13 protein-coding genes are annotated in these 13858 nt (G+C 60.2%); 5 read left to right on the forward strand and 8 right to left on the reverse strand.

Annotation, left to right across the window (positions count from 1 at the left end):
* Positions 1-5: 5 nt before the first annotated feature.
* Positions 6-1418, reverse strand: coding sequence for an MFS transporter (locus M5G20_RS02660; RefSeq protein ID WP_273917763.1), 1413 nt, complete (start codon positions 1416-1418; stop codon positions 6-8).
* A gap of 133 nt (positions 1419-1551) precedes the next feature.
* On the opposite strand from M5G20_RS02660, the gene M5G20_RS02665 reads away from it, so the two are divergent.
* Positions 1552-2460, forward strand: coding sequence for a LysR family transcriptional regulator (locus tag M5G20_RS02665; protein WP_273917764.1), 909 nt, complete (start codon positions 1552-1554; stop codon positions 2458-2460).
* Here M5G20_RS02665 and M5G20_RS02670 read toward each other — a convergent pair.
* The gene (locus tag M5G20_RS02670; RefSeq protein WP_150732666.1) at positions 2457-2726 is read right to left on the reverse strand and encodes a hypothetical protein; all 270 of its coding nucleotides are present in this window, start codon (positions 2724-2726) and stop codon (positions 2457-2459) included. The genes M5G20_RS02665 and M5G20_RS02670 overlap by 4 nt on opposite strands.
* 435 nt (positions 2727-3161) lie before the next feature.
* On the opposite strand from M5G20_RS02670, the gene M5G20_RS02675 reads away from it, so the two are divergent.
* Together M5G20_RS02675 and M5G20_RS02680 are read left to right on the forward strand one after the other, a co-directional pair.
* The gene (locus tag M5G20_RS02675) at positions 3162-4226 is read left to right on the forward strand and encodes a hypothetical protein (RefSeq protein WP_273917765.1); all 1065 of its coding nucleotides are present in this window, start codon (positions 3162-3164) and stop codon (positions 4224-4226) included.
* 16 nt (positions 4227-4242) lie between these two features.
* On the forward strand, positions 4243-4596 hold the full coding sequence (locus M5G20_RS02680; RefSeq protein ID WP_273917766.1) for a DUF1428 domain-containing protein: 354 nt from the start codon (positions 4243-4245) through the stop codon (positions 4594-4596).
* Positions 4597-4611: 15 nt separating this feature from the next.
* Here M5G20_RS02680 and M5G20_RS02685 read toward each other — a convergent pair whose 3' ends face one another.
* The 6 genes from M5G20_RS02685 to M5G20_RS02710 all read right to left on the reverse strand — a co-directional run bounded on the left by M5G20_RS02685 (position 4612) and on the right by M5G20_RS02710 (position 10465).
* A complete protein-coding gene (locus M5G20_RS02685; protein WP_150732669.1) occupies positions 4612-4806 on the reverse strand; it encodes a hypothetical protein in 195 nt (64 codons plus the stop codon).
* Between the two features lie 324 nt (positions 4807-5130).
* Complete coding sequence (locus M5G20_RS02690; RefSeq protein WP_150732670.1) at positions 5131-6228, reverse strand: polyamine ABC transporter substrate-binding protein; 1098 nt, start codon at positions 6226-6228, stop codon at positions 5131-5133.
* 166 nt (positions 6229-6394) lie between these two features.
* Complete coding sequence (locus M5G20_RS02695; RefSeq protein ID WP_273917767.1) at positions 6395-7279, reverse strand: ABC transporter permease subunit; 885 nt, start codon at positions 7277-7279, stop codon at positions 6395-6397.
* Positions 7276-8157: an ABC transporter permease subunit gene (locus M5G20_RS02700; protein WP_443218284.1), complete on the reverse strand. Its 882-nt coding sequence runs from the start codon at positions 8155-8157 to the stop codon at positions 7276-7278. The genes M5G20_RS02695 and M5G20_RS02700 overlap by 4 nt, the downstream gene beginning before the upstream one ends.
* A 29-nt stretch (positions 8158-8186) precedes the next feature.
* A complete protein-coding gene (potA, locus tag M5G20_RS02705) occupies positions 8187-9329 on the reverse strand; it encodes a polyamine ABC transporter ATP-binding protein (protein ID WP_273917769.1) in 1143 nt (380 codons plus the stop codon).
* Between the two features lie 374 nt (positions 9330-9703).
* Positions 9704-10465, reverse strand: coding sequence for a gamma-glutamyl-gamma-aminobutyrate hydrolase family protein (locus M5G20_RS02710; protein ID WP_273917770.1), 762 nt, complete (start codon positions 10463-10465; stop codon positions 9704-9706).
* A 284-nt stretch (positions 10466-10749) separates the two neighbouring features.
* On the opposite strand from M5G20_RS02710, the gene M5G20_RS02715 reads away from it, so the two are divergent.
* Together M5G20_RS02715 and M5G20_RS02720 are read left to right on the forward strand one after the other, a co-directional pair.
* On the forward strand, positions 10750-12126 hold the full coding sequence (locus tag M5G20_RS02715) for a glutamine synthetase family protein (protein WP_273917771.1): 1377 nt from the start codon (positions 10750-10752) through the stop codon (positions 12124-12126).
* A 209-nt stretch (positions 12127-12335) separates the two neighbouring features.
* The gene (locus M5G20_RS02720; protein WP_273917772.1) at positions 12336-13826 is read left to right on the forward strand and encodes an aldehyde dehydrogenase; all 1491 of its coding nucleotides are present in this window, start codon (positions 12336-12338) and stop codon (positions 13824-13826) included.
* Positions 13827-13858: the final 32 nt, after the last annotated feature.

Genomic DNA, 13858 nt, shown 5'->3' on the forward strand with positions numbered 1-13858 from the left:
AATGCTTAGCGCTGATCACGCCCCGTGGTCAGCGCCCGGCCACCCACGGCCACCAGACAGGCAATGCCCATCAGCCCCAGAGCGACGGTAAACGTCAGGCGCAAGCCGCTGGCAATCACGTTAGGTTGTGCGCTACTCAGGTCGACCGTTGCCGTAGCCATGGCGAACACCGCACCCAATACCGAGGCTCCGGTGATCAACCCCAGATTGCGCGACAGATTGAGCAGGCCCGACACCACGCCGCGTTGCTCCGCCTGGACATTGGCCATGACTGCCGTGTTGTTGGCGGTCTGGAACACGGCATAGCCCAACGTGATCACCACCATCGGTGCGATATAACCGCCAATGCCGTAACTGCTCGGCAGCACCGACAACAGGAAACAGCCAAGCGCGATAGCGATCAGTCCGGCAAAGGTCATGCGCCGGGCACCGAATCGGTCGGCAAGGCGTCCGGCAGGTACGCTGGTCAACGCGGCAACCAATGGCCCGACCGACATCACCAGCCCGACCCCGATGGCGTTCAACCCAAGCGCCTGGGACAAATAGAACGGCCCGATCACCAGTGTCGTCATCAATACCGTAGTCACCAACAAGCTCATGACCAGGCTGCCACTGAGCTGTGGGTCGCGGAACATTGCCAGGCGAATCAACGGCGCAGCCACGCGCTCTTCAACCCACACAAACACACCAACGCCGACGCAGGCCGCCAACAGCAGGGCGATGTTCAGTGAACCGAAATGGCCGCGTCCGAGGGTCATGGCCAGTGCGTAGGCGCCGAGCGTCAGGGCCAGAACCAAAGTGCCCAGCGGATCGAAAACGGCGCGTTTTGCTGTCTGCCGGTCAACGGGCAGGTAGCGGTGGGCGAGCAGCAGGGTCAGCAGGCCCAAGGGCACGGTGATCAGGAAAATCGCCTGCCAGCCGAACGCGGCAATCAGTACACCACCGAGGGACGGCCCCATCGCCGTACCGATGGCCGACAGGGTCCCGAGCAGGCCCATGGCGCTGCCGGTTTTTTCTTTACTCACTGTCTCGCCGACGAACGCCAGGGTCAGCGCCATCATGATCGCCGCGCCGAGGCCTTGCAGCGCTCGGGCGCCGAACAGCATTTCAAGGGTCGGCGCCAGACCGCACAGGGCTGAGGCGAGCGTGAACAAACCGATCCCCGATAAGAGCAAGCGACGTCGTCCGATGAGATCACCAAGGCGACCGACGCTGACGATCAAGGTGGTAATGGCCAGCAGGTAGGCGAGGACGATCCACTGCACCTGTTGAAACGACGCGTCGAACACCGTGGCCAACGTCGGCAACCCCACGTTGGCGATGCTGGTGCCGAGCGATGACAGCAGCATCGACAGTGACAGGCTGACCAGTGCCCATTTGACTGACAGCGTAGGTGTGATGGCTGTAGTGGATTGCATGCTCTCTCTCTTTTGTGGCCACTCCCGATTGGAGCTACCGCAAATCTACGCTCGGGCCTAACATGGCGGAAGACGCACTGATTGCACTTAATACGTGCATAAGGCGCCACTTAACCCAAGCACGGTGCGATCCATGTCCGCTCCCGATTTCAACTTGTTGATCACCCTGGATGTATTGCTGAACGAGGGCAGCGTGGCGCGGGCCGCCAAGCGTTTGTGCCTCAGTCCGTCGGCGATGAGCCGGGCGCTGGCACGTCTGCGCGAAACCACGGGCGATCCGCTGCTGGTCCGTGCCGGGCGCGGCCTCGTGCCGACGCCGCGAGCACTGGAACTGCGCGAGCGGGTCAGTCAGCTGGTGCAGGAGGTAGAAGCGGTGCTGCGCCCGGCCGAGCAACCCGACCTCATGCACCTGGAACGCACCTTCACTTTGCGCACCAGCGAAGGCTTCGTCGAAAACTTCGGCGCTGCGCTGATCGCACTCGTCGCCGCACAGGCACCAGGCGTGTGCCTGCGTTTCGTGCATAAACCCGACAAGGACAGTACGTCACTGCGCGACGGTACGGTCGATCTGGAAACCGGTGTAGTCGGGAAGGCCGCCAGCCCGGAGCTGCGCCCCCAAGGCTTGTTTCGCGATCGTTTCATTGGTGCAGTGCGGCTCGGACATCCGCTGGGCGATGACGCGATCACGCTTGCGCGCTACGCGGCGGGAAGCCACATCAGCGTGTCACGACGGGGATTGCAAACAGGACAGATTGATGAGGCCCTGGAACCGCTTGGGTTGAAACGGCGGATCGCGACGATCGTCGGCGGTTTCTCCATGGCGTTGGCATTGGCCCGCGGCAGTGACCTGATTGCCAGCGTGCCCGAACGTCATACCGCTAACCTGCGCACCGGCATGCGCAGCTTCGAACTGCCGTTGTCCGTAGAGGAGTTTACCGTGGCAATGCTTTGGCACCCGCGGCTGGATGCCGATCCGGTTCATCGCTGGTTGCGCGGCTGCTTGCGGGAGGTGTGTGGGCAAGCAGCAAGCGAGGCGCTCTAGAACGTAAAGGAGCGAGCAGAGCCTGGAGCGTGCCGGGCCATCTCGATTTCAAGCAGATGCTCGGCCAGCACATCGTTGAGAAAGCGGAACTGATCGTTGAGCCCGACCACTTCGTTGTTGAAGTGGTGGCCGGCTGCGGGAATCAGCAGGGCTTCGAATTTATCGTCGAACACCAGGGCCAACACCTTACGGGACTCGTATTGCTGCGAATAATAGTTGTTGCCGAACACCGGGAAGCTCACGGCCAGGGTGACTTGGTTGATCATGACGTGCGCTCCTCGGAGAGAAGGAACCAGGCAAATACGCTCAACGTGAAGGCCGTCAGGGCCAGACAGGTCAGGAGATGGATCAGCATGATTCGACCCTCCGCTACAGGGTTTCGTGTTGGGTTGAAAGTGATCCTACGCTGACGGCCGCGAGGCGGAAGGCATTCGTGGCGATGGTGAATATCGATGGGAGTGATGGTCGGGTTTAGTGGTGATTTCACCGGCCCCATCGCCAGCAAGCCGGCGCCTACAGAGGGATTAGGCTGGCTGCGAAGTGTGCACGACGCTGATCCACTGGAGGAGCAAGCCTGCTCGCGATGACGGCCGCGAGAACGACAACTTTACCGAGCGGACAGAGACCGCCACCTATACTCAAACCAGGGCCTGTTGAGCGTCGGGCATTTGGTTTGGCGCAGACTTTAGGGAATCGCGATCTTGAACCGGCGTTCGCTGATCGTTCTCGTGCTGCTGATATTGGCGGGATGCGTCACGACTCCGCGTGAGCCGGTGGAAGTGCCGCAGGTCATGGTTTCGCCGAGCACCTGGCAGCAAGTCGATCAGGAGATCGTCAGCGCCTCGCAGTCCGCCACCGAACAAACCAAAATCTACGCCCGCGGTGCCATGGATTACTGGCGCACGCGGGTCTATCAGTTGACCGAAGAGAACTTCATCCCCTGGTTCAGCAGCTATTGGACCCAAGAGTGGCTGTCGATGAAGGTCAGTTGGTACACCGTCAGCGCCAAGGGCGAGCAGGACACCTCGGAAAAACGCCTGGCCGCTTATTTGCTGGAGCGATACCAGGAAAAGGTCCTGGCCCCGGTGGCGGTGGAGATTGATCCGGACGCGATACTCAGCCTCGCGGCGGCGTTCTACGTCGACATCCTCAAGGAAGAATTGCAGAAAATCTCCAAGCGCCATGGCGTGCCGATGGCCCAACTCAATGGCCGTGTCCAGAAAGTCCCGGCGATTGCCCTTGGCCCACCATCGGCCCGGAATGCTTCGCTGTATCAGGTGATGCGCGCCGAGCCGCTGAACGCGCTGCCGGCCTTCGCCGCGTTGATCGACAAGGTCCACAAGGCCGGGGGCGACAAGGGTGTCGACTCGACCGACACCGCCATGGCGCCGGTTGCCAGGCGCGCCAGTCAGCGGATGGAAGCTGAAATGGCCCCGCGCGGGGCGGCGAGTGCCGTGGCGGCGGCGGCGGGAAGACTCGCCGGCGGCTTGATCACCGTCGGGGTCGCCGGGATACGCGCGTTGATCCAGGCCAACGACCGCCCGGACAGCGAGGCGTTGATTCGCAGCAGCCTGGGCAACACTTTCGACAAGGCCTGGACCAAGCTGGTGCAGAACCCGACCACCGGCGTAATGGCCGGGACGCTGTACATGGCGGGGCAGATTGAGGGAAGCCTGGCGCCGCGTGCACAACCGTCGGTCGGGGGCAGCGAAGGGCATGTCGATTGGAGCCCGACCCAATCGACTAACCAGCAGATCAACCCATGAAACAAGGAGAACACTCATGTCTTATGTCGATGGTTTTGTCGCTGCCGTACCCACCGCCAACCGCGAGAAATTCAGGAAACACGCCGAGATGGCCGCCGCCATATTCATCGAGAACGGCGCGCTCAGCCTCGCCGAATGCTGGGGGGACGACGTCCCCGACGGCAAGGTGACCTCACTGCCCATGGCGGTGAAACTCAAGGAGGATGAAACCGTGGTGTTTTCCTGGATTGTCTGGCCGGACAAGCCTACCCGTGACGCCGGAATGGCGAAGCTGATGACTGATCCAAGGGTGCAACCCGACGTCAATCCAATGCCGTTCGATGGTCAACGGATGATTTTTGGCGGTTTTGAAATGATCGTGAAGGCGTGAACCGACATCGCGGGGTCACTCTGCCGCCGGGGTGATCCTGCAACTCTTGCGCCCGCGGATTTCATCGTCCGTCGGCCGCTCACGGATGAACTCGAAACGCGGTTCGCCTTCGCTGTAATGCACCAGCCAGCCCCATTCCAGCTCGAACTCGTCCTGCCCGGGCTGGGGCGGCGCGGCCCACCATGGTTCTTTGCTGAGGATCTGGCGCATGGCAGCCTCCGATTGATTCGCTTGCTTGAACTATAACGTGCCTGCGCAGCGACGCCAGAAAAGCACCTGTAACGAGGGCGCTTGGACACTGAGTGATGCCCAACAAAAAAAGGCGCCCGAGGGCGCCAAACTTCACCTTAACCGAGGAGCCAGGTGAGTGATGCAGCGGTGGTAAGGCGCTGCATGGATAGAAAGGGTTGATCTGATTTGTGTGTTGAATGATATGGCCTCATCGCCGGCAAGCCGGCTCTTACAGGAGATGTGTTCGATCAGGGATCATTGTAGGAGCCGGCTTGCTGGCGATAGCACCTTGCGCTTGAGCGATTATTTTCCGAGTTTCACCTTGGTCCAGCCCCGGGTCATGATCCGCTGCACGGCAATCGGCTGGTCAGGAATGGCATACAACGTTGCCATCACTGCTTCGGACGGGTACGAGCCCGGTTCGTTGCGAATCGCTTCATCCACCCATGGCGTCGCCGCCGCGTTGGCATTGCTGTAGCCGATGTTGTTGGTGATCTCGGCGATGATGTCCGGGCGCATCAGGAAGTTCATGAACTGATAGGCCTCCTCGACGTTCGCCGCATCACGCGGGATGGCGACCATGTCGTAGAAACTGCCGGCACCTTCTTTCGGGATGCTGTAGTCGATCTTCACGTTGTCGCCGGCTTCCTCGGCGCGGGCCTTGGCTTGCAGCACGTCGCCGGAGTAACCGACTGCCACGCAGATATTGCCGTTGGCCAGGTCGGAGATGTACTTCGACGAATGGAAGTACGACACCGACGGACGAATCTTCATGAACAGCGCTTGAGCTTCGGCGATGTGCGCCTTGTCCTGATCGTTCACCGGGTAGCCCAGGTAGTGCAGGGCGGCCGGGATCATTTCGGTTGGCGAATCGAGGAAACTGATGCCGCAGGCTTTGAGTTTTTCCGCGTTTTCCGGTTTGAACAACAAGTCCCAGGAGTTGGTTGGTGCGTTGGCCCCGAGCACTTCCTTGACCTTGGCCGGGTTGAAACCGATGCCGATCGATCCCCACATGTACGGGAACGCATGGGCGTTATTCGGGTCGCTGGCGGAGGCGTTTTTCAGCAGCACCTGATTGAGGTTTTTCCAGTTCGGCAGCTTCGACTTGTCCAGTTCCTGATAGACGCCGGCCTTGATTTGCTTGGCCAGGAAACTGTTGGACGGCACGACGATGTCGTAGCCGGACTTGCCCGCCAACAGGCGCGCTTCAAGGGTTTCGTTGCTGTCGAAGACATCGTAGGTCACGCGGATGCCGGTCTCGTCTTCGAACTTCTTGACGGTGTCCGGGGCAATGTAATCGGACCAGTTGTAGACGCGCAGAACCTTGTCATTGGCCTGGGCGCCCGAGGCGATTGCGCCCAATAAGGACAGTGTCAGCAGAGTCCTGCCAAACATTTTCATCGGTACAACTCCATTCTTTTTATTCAAAACACAATGCAAAATCACAGCGAACCTGTGGCGAGGGAGCTTGCTCCCGCTGGGCTGCGCAGCGGCCCCAACATTTTGTGAGTGCTGCGCACTCAAGCGGGAGCAAGCTCCCTCGCCACAAGGAGCAAGTCCCAGCAACTTATGCCGTCGCTTCCAGCATTTTCTTCTCCGGTGCCTGCCACGATTCGCTGGCAGTCTGGTCCATCGCTTCCTGGATCGCGCGTTTACGGCTGGCTTCGGCACGGCGGCTGAAGTACCAGACCATGAAGGTCACGATCGATACGGCCAACAGAATCAGACTGGCCACGGCGTTGATCTCGGGTTTCACACCCAGGCGCACTGCCGAGAACACTTCCATCGGCAGGGTCGTGGAACCCGGGCCGGAGACGAAGCTCGCCAGCACCAGGTCATCCAGCGACAAGGCGAACGACATCATGCCGCCGGCCGCCAGTGACGGCGCGATCATCGGGATGGTGATCAGGAAAAACACCTTGAAAGGCTTGGCACCGAGGTCCATTGCCGCTTCTTCGATGGACAGGTCCAGCTCGCGAAGGCGGGCGGAGACTACCACCGCCACGTAAGCGGCACAAAACGTGGTGTGGGCGATCCAGATGGTGACAATGCCGCGTTCCATCGGCCAGCCGATCAACTGTGCCATGGCCACGAACAGCAGCAACAGCGACAGACCGGTGATCACCTCAGGCATCACCAGCGGCGCGGTCACCAGGCCACCGAATAACGTGCGGCCCTTGAAACGGGTGACGCGGGTCAGAACGAACGCCGCCAATGTACCCAGCGCCACCGCCGCAATCGCCGTGTAGCAGGCGATCTCCAGCGAGCGCACCACCGAGCCCATCAGTTGCGAGTTGTCGAGCAGGCCGGCGTACCACTTGAATGACCAGCCACCCCACACCGTCACCAGTTTCGAGGCGTTGAACGAGTAGATCACCAGAATCAGCATCGGCAGGTAGATGAACGACAGGCCGAAAATCAGCATGAACTTTGAAAATCCGAAGCGTTTCATCCCCGTGCCTCCATCTCTTTGGCCTGGCTGCGGTTGAACAGCAGAATCGGCACAATCAGGATCAACAGCATCACCACCGCCAGGGCGGACGCCACCGGCCAGTCGCGGTTATTGAAGAACTCTTGCCACAGCACGCGACCAATCATCAGGGTCTCCGGGCCGCCCAGCAGTTCCGGAATCACGAACTCGCCGACCACCGGGATGAACACCAGCATGCAGCCGGCGATGATGCCGTTCCTGGCCAGCGGCACGGTGATTTTCCAGAAGCTGTTGAAGGTGCTCGAACCGAGATCCGACGCCGCTTCCAGCAAGCTCTGATCGTGCTTCACCAGGTTGGCGTACAGCGGCAGGATCATGAACGGCAGATACGCATACACCACGCCGATATACACGGCGGTGTTGGTGTTGAGGATCTCGATCGGGTGTGAAGTCAGGCCGGTCCACATCAGGAAACCATTGAGCAAGCCGTTGTTGCTGAGGATGCCCATCCACGCATAGACGCGGATCAGGATCGCGGTCCAGGTCGGCATCATGATCAACAACAGCAGGACGTTTTGCGCTTCCTTGCTCGCCTTGGTGATCGCGTAAGCCATCGGGAAACCGATCACCAGGCACGCCAGGGTGCTGAACAGCGCGACCTTCAACGAACCGAGGTAAGCCCAAAGGTACAGCTCGTCTTCGCCGAGCAAGGTGTAGTTGCCGATGTTGAGCATCAACTCGAATTTCTGCTCGGCGTAGGTGTAGATCTCCGAGTAGGGCGGAATCGCCAGCGCGGCTTCCGAAAAACTGATCTTCATCACCAGGAAGAACGGCAACATGAAGAACAGGCACAGCCATACGAACGGGATGCCGATGACCAGTTTTCGCCCACTGGGCACCAGGCGCAGGAATTGCTGATTGAAGGTTCTCATGCGCGCAATACCACGCCGCTGTCGTCTTCCCACCACACGTAGACCTGATCGTCCCAGGTCGGACGCGCGCCACGGCGTTCGGCGTTGGCCATGAACGACTGCACGACTTTGCCACCAGGCAGCTCGACATAGAACACCGAATGGCCGCCGAGGTAGGCGATGTCATGCACCTTGCCGCTGGACCAGTTGTAGCGGGCGTCGGGCCTGGTGGTGCTGACCAGCAGTTTTTCCGGGCGAATGGCGTAGGTGATCGACTTGTCCTGCACCGAGGTGCTGACGCCATGACCGACGTAGATTTTCTGCTCCAGATCCGGGCTGTGAATGATTGCGTGGCCTTCCAGGTCTTCCACCACGGTGCCGTCGAAGGCGTTCACGTTGCCGATGAATTCGCAGACCATGCGGCTGACCGGCGCTTCATAAATGTCGACAGGACTGCCGATCTGGGCAATCCAGCCCAGGTGCATGATCGCAATGCGCTGGGCCATGGTCATGGCCTCTTCCTGGTCGTGGGTCACCATCACGCACGTCACGCCGACACGCTCGATGATCTCCACCAGCTCCAGTTGCATCTGCGAACGCAGCTTTTTATCCAGCGCACCCATCGGTTCGTCGAGCAACAACAGCTTCGGACGCTTGGCCAGGGAGCGGGCCAGTGCCACACGCTGACGCTGACCGCCGGACAACTGGTGCGGCTTTCGCTTGGCGTATTGGGTCATGTGCACCAGGCGCAGCATTTCTTCTACGCGGGCATCGATTTCAGCCGCGGGCAAACGGTCCTGCTTGAGGCCGAAGGCGATGTTCTGCGCCACCGTCATGTGCGGGAACAGCGCATAGGACTGGAACATCATGTTGATCGGCCGTTCGTACGGCGGCATGTCGGTGATGTCGACGCCGTCGAGCAGGATCCGGCCTTCAGTCGGGCGTTCGAAGCCGGCGAGCATGCGCAGCAGCGTCGATTTACCGGAACCGGAACCACCGAGCAGGGCAAAGATTTCGCCCTGATGGATCTCCAGGGACACATCGTCCACAGCGGTGGTTTCGTCGAACTTCTTGGTGACGCGGTCGACTTTCACCAACACCTTTTTCGGTGCCTGGTGACCTTCAAGAGCCTTCCTGTAGATGCTGGAGGCGTTTGCCATGTGAAACTCCCAACAGGTTTCAGTCGTCGGGCCAACGCGGCCTGACTTAATAGTTGATTGCAGAGCTGTGCGGGATACCTGTCAGCTATGGCGCAGAACCTGTGGGAGCGAGCCTGCTCGCGAAGACGGTGTGTCAGTCGACATCATTGATTGCTGATACATCGCTTTCGCGAGCAGGCTCGCTCCCACAGGGGAAATGCGTTTACCTGACTGGCATTACCCGCACCGATCCGGCTTGTTCGGCGCCGCCGTCCTGGCTGCCTGGGTCGTACTTGTTGTTATTACGGTTTGTTGTTTTCACGGATGACGGATGCACACACGCGCAACCGCCGACCCCGTGGGGGCAGTAAACAGTGATGAAATCCTGGGTTGTGTCAGCGTTTGTTGCGCAGCGTCGCCCGTTGCCGGCACGCCTCGCCAAACGCCTGGAAAATTTTCAAATAAGCAGGGTTGTCCAGTACCTGCCATTCCGGGTGCCATTGCACGCCGAGGGCGAAGGCCTTGCTGTTCTCCACCGAGACCGCTTCGATCAAGCCATCGGGAGCGACGGCCTCGGCGCGCAGGCCGGGGGCGAGTCGATCGATGCCTTGGCTGTGAATCGAATTGACCTGGAACACCGACGGCAGATCCAGCGCTTCGAACACTCCACCCGGCTGCACGTTGACGTCATGTGCCGGTGCGTATTGCACGGCCAGGTCCGGGTGATCGGCTTCGCGATGGTCGAGGAAACCAGGGAGTTCATGAACCTTCTGATGCAGGCTGCCACCGAACGCCACATTCATCTCCTGGAAACCGCGGCAGATGCCGAGCACCGGAACGCCGGCGGCTATCGCGGCGCGGATCAGAGGCAGGGTAGTGGCGTCCCGCGCCGGATCATGATCCGTGCCGGGGGCACTGGCGGCGCCTTGATAGTGGAAGGGTTCCACATTCGATGGCGAGCCGGTCAGCAACAGACCGTCGAGCTGCGGCAGCAGATCCTCGATTTCGGTCAGTTCAGCCAGGGAAGGAATAACGACGGGCAACCCCAGCGCCGCAACGCTGACAGCGCGCAAGTACTTGTCGCCGCTGACGTGGTAGGGGTGCAGGCCAATCTGTTTGACGCACGCAGTAACGCCGATCAATGGCTTGAATGCCATTTTTATCACCTCGAAGTTTGACACTTGAACGAGCTTTTCCGGAGCTTAGCCTTGTTGATTTTAATTAACAACTCCCATGTAAAAAATTCTAAACGCCGCACCTCTGAAACTGTGGATTTACGCGTGTTCTGGGTTTGATCTGGCACTCTCGTGCCTCTGAGAGGCCCGAAAATAAACGCTAAAAGGCCAGGTGTTCGCTATTGACTTCACTTTGCCTTTCGGATTGACTGGCTGCGTGAAAGGGCGGTGAACATAATAATTAACAGTAAAAAAATAGGTGCATCATGTCGGTCCCTCTGCGTACCGTTCAACTCAACGAAGCAAACGCATTCCTTAAGAAATATCCTGAGGTTTTGTACGTCGACCTTCTGATTGCGGATATGAACGGTGTGGTGCGCGGTAAGCGCATCGAACGCACCAGTCTTCATAAGGTTTACGAGAAAGGCATCAACCTGCCGGCTTCCCTGTTTGCTCTGGACATCAATGGTTCCACGGTGGAAAGCACCGGCCTGGGTCTGGACATCGGCGATGCCGACCGGATCTGCTACCCGATCCCCGGCACCCTGAGCATCGAGCCTTGGCAGAAGCGCCCAACCGCGCAATTGCTGATGACCATGCATGAAATCGAAGGCGAGCCGTTCTTCGCCGACCCGCGTGAAGTGCTGGCCAATGTCGTGCGCAAGTTCGACGAAATGGGCCTGACCATCTGCGCCGCGTTTGAACTGGAGTTCTACCTGATCGACCAGGACAACGTGAACGGTCGTCCGCAATCGCCACGTTCGCCGGTGTCCGGCAAACGTCCGATCTCGACCCAGGTGTACCTGATCGACGACCTCGACGAATACGTCGATTGCCTGCAAGACATCCTCGAAGGCGCGAAAGAGCAGGGCATCCCGGCCGACGCCATCGTCAAGGAAAGCGCCCCGGCGCAATTCGAAGTCAACCTGCACCACGTGGCCGACCCTATCAAGGCGTGCGACTACGCCGTCCTGCTCAAGCGTCTGGTGAAGAACATCGCCTATGACCACGAAATGGACACCACCTTCATGGCCAAGCCGTATCCGGGCCAGGCGGGCAACGGTTTGCACGTGCACATTTCGATTCTGGATAAAGAAGGCAACAACATCTTTGCCAGCGAGGATCCCGAGCAGAACGCCGCGCTGCGACACGCGATCGGCGGTGTGCTCGAGACCCTGCCGGCGCAGATGGCGTTCCTCTGCCCGAACGTCAACTCGTACCGCCGTTTCGGCGCGCAGTTCTACGTACCGAACTCGCCGAGCTGGGGCATCGACAACCGCACCGTGGCGGTCCGTGTGCCAACCGGCTCAAAGGACGCCGTGCGCATCGAACACCGTGTGGCGGGCGCCGATGCCAACCCGTACCTGCTGATGGCTTCGGTATTGGCGGGCGTGCACCACGGCCTGACCAACCAGATCGAACCGGGCGCACCGGTGGAAGGCAACAGCTACGAGCAAAACGAGCAGAGCCTGCCGAACAACCTGCGCGATGCCCTGCGCGAGCTGGACGACAGCGAGGTCATGGCCAAATACATCGACCCGATGTACATCGACGTGTTCGTGGCGTGCAAGGAAAGCGAGCTGGCCGAGTTCGAGAACTCCATCTCGGACCTTGAGTACAACTGGTACCTGCACACCGTTTGACGGCGTTGGCGGCGAACACAAGAACTGTGTACGCCGCCAACCCTGTAGGGGCTGGCTTGCCAGCGATGGCGTCATGACAGTCAACATCGATGGCGTCTGGACCACCGCCATCGCTGGCAAGCCAGCTCCTACAGGGATCGCATTTCATTTTTTGATTGTGCGGGCGTCCGTCCGACGATCACTCAATTTCCCTGCGTCGAGTCACAACCATGACAATTACTCGCAGCGACTGGGAGCAACGCTTCCAGTCCCTCACCCTCGAAGGTCGCGCATTCATTGACGGCCAATACTGCGCGGCTGCCAGCGGCGCAACGTTCGAATGCCTGAGCCCGGTAGACGGCCGCTTCCTGGTGAACGTCGCCAGCACCGACGAAGCCGACGCCCACCTTGCCGTCGAAGTTGCACGCCGTGCTTTCGAATCCGGCGTCTGGGCCAACCTGGCCCCGGCCGAGCGCAAGCGCATCCTGATTCGTTTCGCCGACCTGATCCTGGCCAATCAGGAAGAACTGGCGCTGCTCGAAACCCTCGACATGGGCAAGCCGATCAGCGACTCCATGAGCATCGACATTCCGGCAGCCGCCAACGCGATCCGCTGGACTGCCGAAGCCATCGACAAAATCTACGACGAAGTCGCTGCCACGCCACACGATCAACTGGGCCTGGTGACTCGCGAAGCCGCGGGCGTTGTCGCGGCCATCGTGCCGTGGAATTTCCCGTTGATCATGGCCAGCTGGAAATTCGCCCCGGCCCTGGCAATGGGCAACTCGTTCATCCTCAAGCCTTCGGAAAAGTCGCCGCTGACCGCGATTCGCATCGCACAACTGGCGCTGGACGCGGGCATCCCCAAAGGCGTGTTCAACGTGCTGCCGGGCTTCGGCCATACCGTCGGCAAGGCGCTGGCGTTGCACATGGACGTCGACGTGCTGGCCTTCACCGGCTCCACGGCGATTGCCAAGCAACTGATGATCTACGCCGGGCAAAGCAACATGAAGCGCGTCTGGGCCGAAGCCGGTGGCAAGAGCGCCAACGTGGTGTTCGCCGACGCCCCGGATTTGCGTGCCGCAGCACAGGCAGCGGCCGGCGCCATTGCCTTCAACCAGGGCGAAGTCTGCACCGCCGGCTCGCGCTTGCTGGTGGAGCGTTCGATCCGCGATCAGTTCATCGCACTGTTGGTTGAGGCGCTGCAAGCGTGGAAACCGGGGCACTCGCTCGATCCCGCCACCACCGTTGGCGCAGTGGTCGATCAGCGTCAACTGGACAACGTCCTGCGCTACATCAACATTGGCAAAGAGCAGGGCGCTCAATTGATCGCCGGTGGTCGCCGCACCCTTGAAGACACCGGTGGCCTCTACGTGGAACCGGCGATTTTCGACGGTGTGACCAACGCCATGACCATCGCCCAGGAAGAAATCTTCGGCCCGGTACTGTCGGTGATCACCTTCGATACGGTGCAAGAAGCCCTGGCGATTGCCAACGACAGCATCTATGGCCTGGCCGCCGGTGTGTGGACCGCCAACCTGAGCAAGGCCCACACCTTCGCCCGTGGCCTGCGCGCCGGCAGCGTCTGGGTCAACCAGTACGACGGCGGCGACATGACCGCGCCGTTCGGCGGGTTCAAGCAGTCGGGTAACGGCCGGGACAAATCGCTGCACGCGTTCGACAAGTACACCGAGCTCAAAGCGACCTGGATCAAGCTCTAACACTTTTAAGCGGCGGTCGCCTGCACGTTGTC

It is taken from the genome of Pseudomonas sp. TNT2022 ID1044, assembly GCF_028656895.1.
In the GTDB taxonomy this organism is placed as follows: Bacteria; Pseudomonadota; Gammaproteobacteria; order Pseudomonadales; family Pseudomonadaceae; genus Aquipseudomonas; species Aquipseudomonas reinekei.

What these genes read in the sequence shown, in the direction of transcription:
- M5G20_RS02665 (WP_273917764.1), top strand. Translation starts at nt 1,552, where the DNA reads ATGTCCGCTCCCGATTTCAACTTGTTGATCACCCTGGATGTATTGCTG.
- M5G20_RS02670 (WP_150732666.1), bottom strand. Translation starts at nt 2,726, where the DNA reads ATGATCAACCAAGTCACCCTGGCCGTGAGCTTCCCGGTGTTCGGCAAC.
- M5G20_RS02720 (WP_273917772.1), top strand. Translation starts at nt 12,336, where the DNA reads ATGACAATTACTCGCAGCGACTGGGAGCAACGCTTCCAGTCCCTCACC.
- M5G20_RS02695 (WP_273917767.1), bottom strand. Translation starts at nt 7,279, where the DNA reads ATGAAACGCTTCGGATTTTCAAAGTTCATGCTGATTTTCGGCCTGTCG.
- M5G20_RS02710 (WP_273917770.1), bottom strand. Translation starts at nt 10,465, where the DNA reads ATGGCATTCAAGCCATTGATCGGCGTTACTGCGTGCGTCAAACAGATT.
- M5G20_RS02660 (WP_273917763.1), bottom strand. Translation starts at nt 1,418, where the DNA reads ATGCAATCCACTACAGCCATCACACCTACGCTGTCAGTCAAATGGGCA.
- M5G20_RS02680 (WP_273917766.1), top strand. Translation starts at nt 4,243, where the DNA reads ATGTCTTATGTCGATGGTTTTGTCGCTGCCGTACCCACCGCCAACCGC.
- M5G20_RS02685 (WP_150732669.1), bottom strand. Translation starts at nt 4,806, where the DNA reads ATGCGCCAGATCCTCAGCAAAGAACCATGGTGGGCCGCGCCGCCCCAG.
- M5G20_RS02715 (WP_273917771.1), top strand. Translation starts at nt 10,750, where the DNA reads ATGTCGGTCCCTCTGCGTACCGTTCAACTCAACGAAGCAAACGCATTC.
- M5G20_RS02690 (WP_150732670.1), bottom strand. Translation starts at nt 6,228, where the DNA reads ATGAAAATGTTTGGCAGGACTCTGCTGACACTGTCCTTATTGGGCGCA.
- potA (WP_273917769.1), bottom strand. Translation starts at nt 9,329, where the DNA reads ATGGCAAACGCCTCCAGCATCTACAGGAAGGCTCTTGAAGGTCACCAG.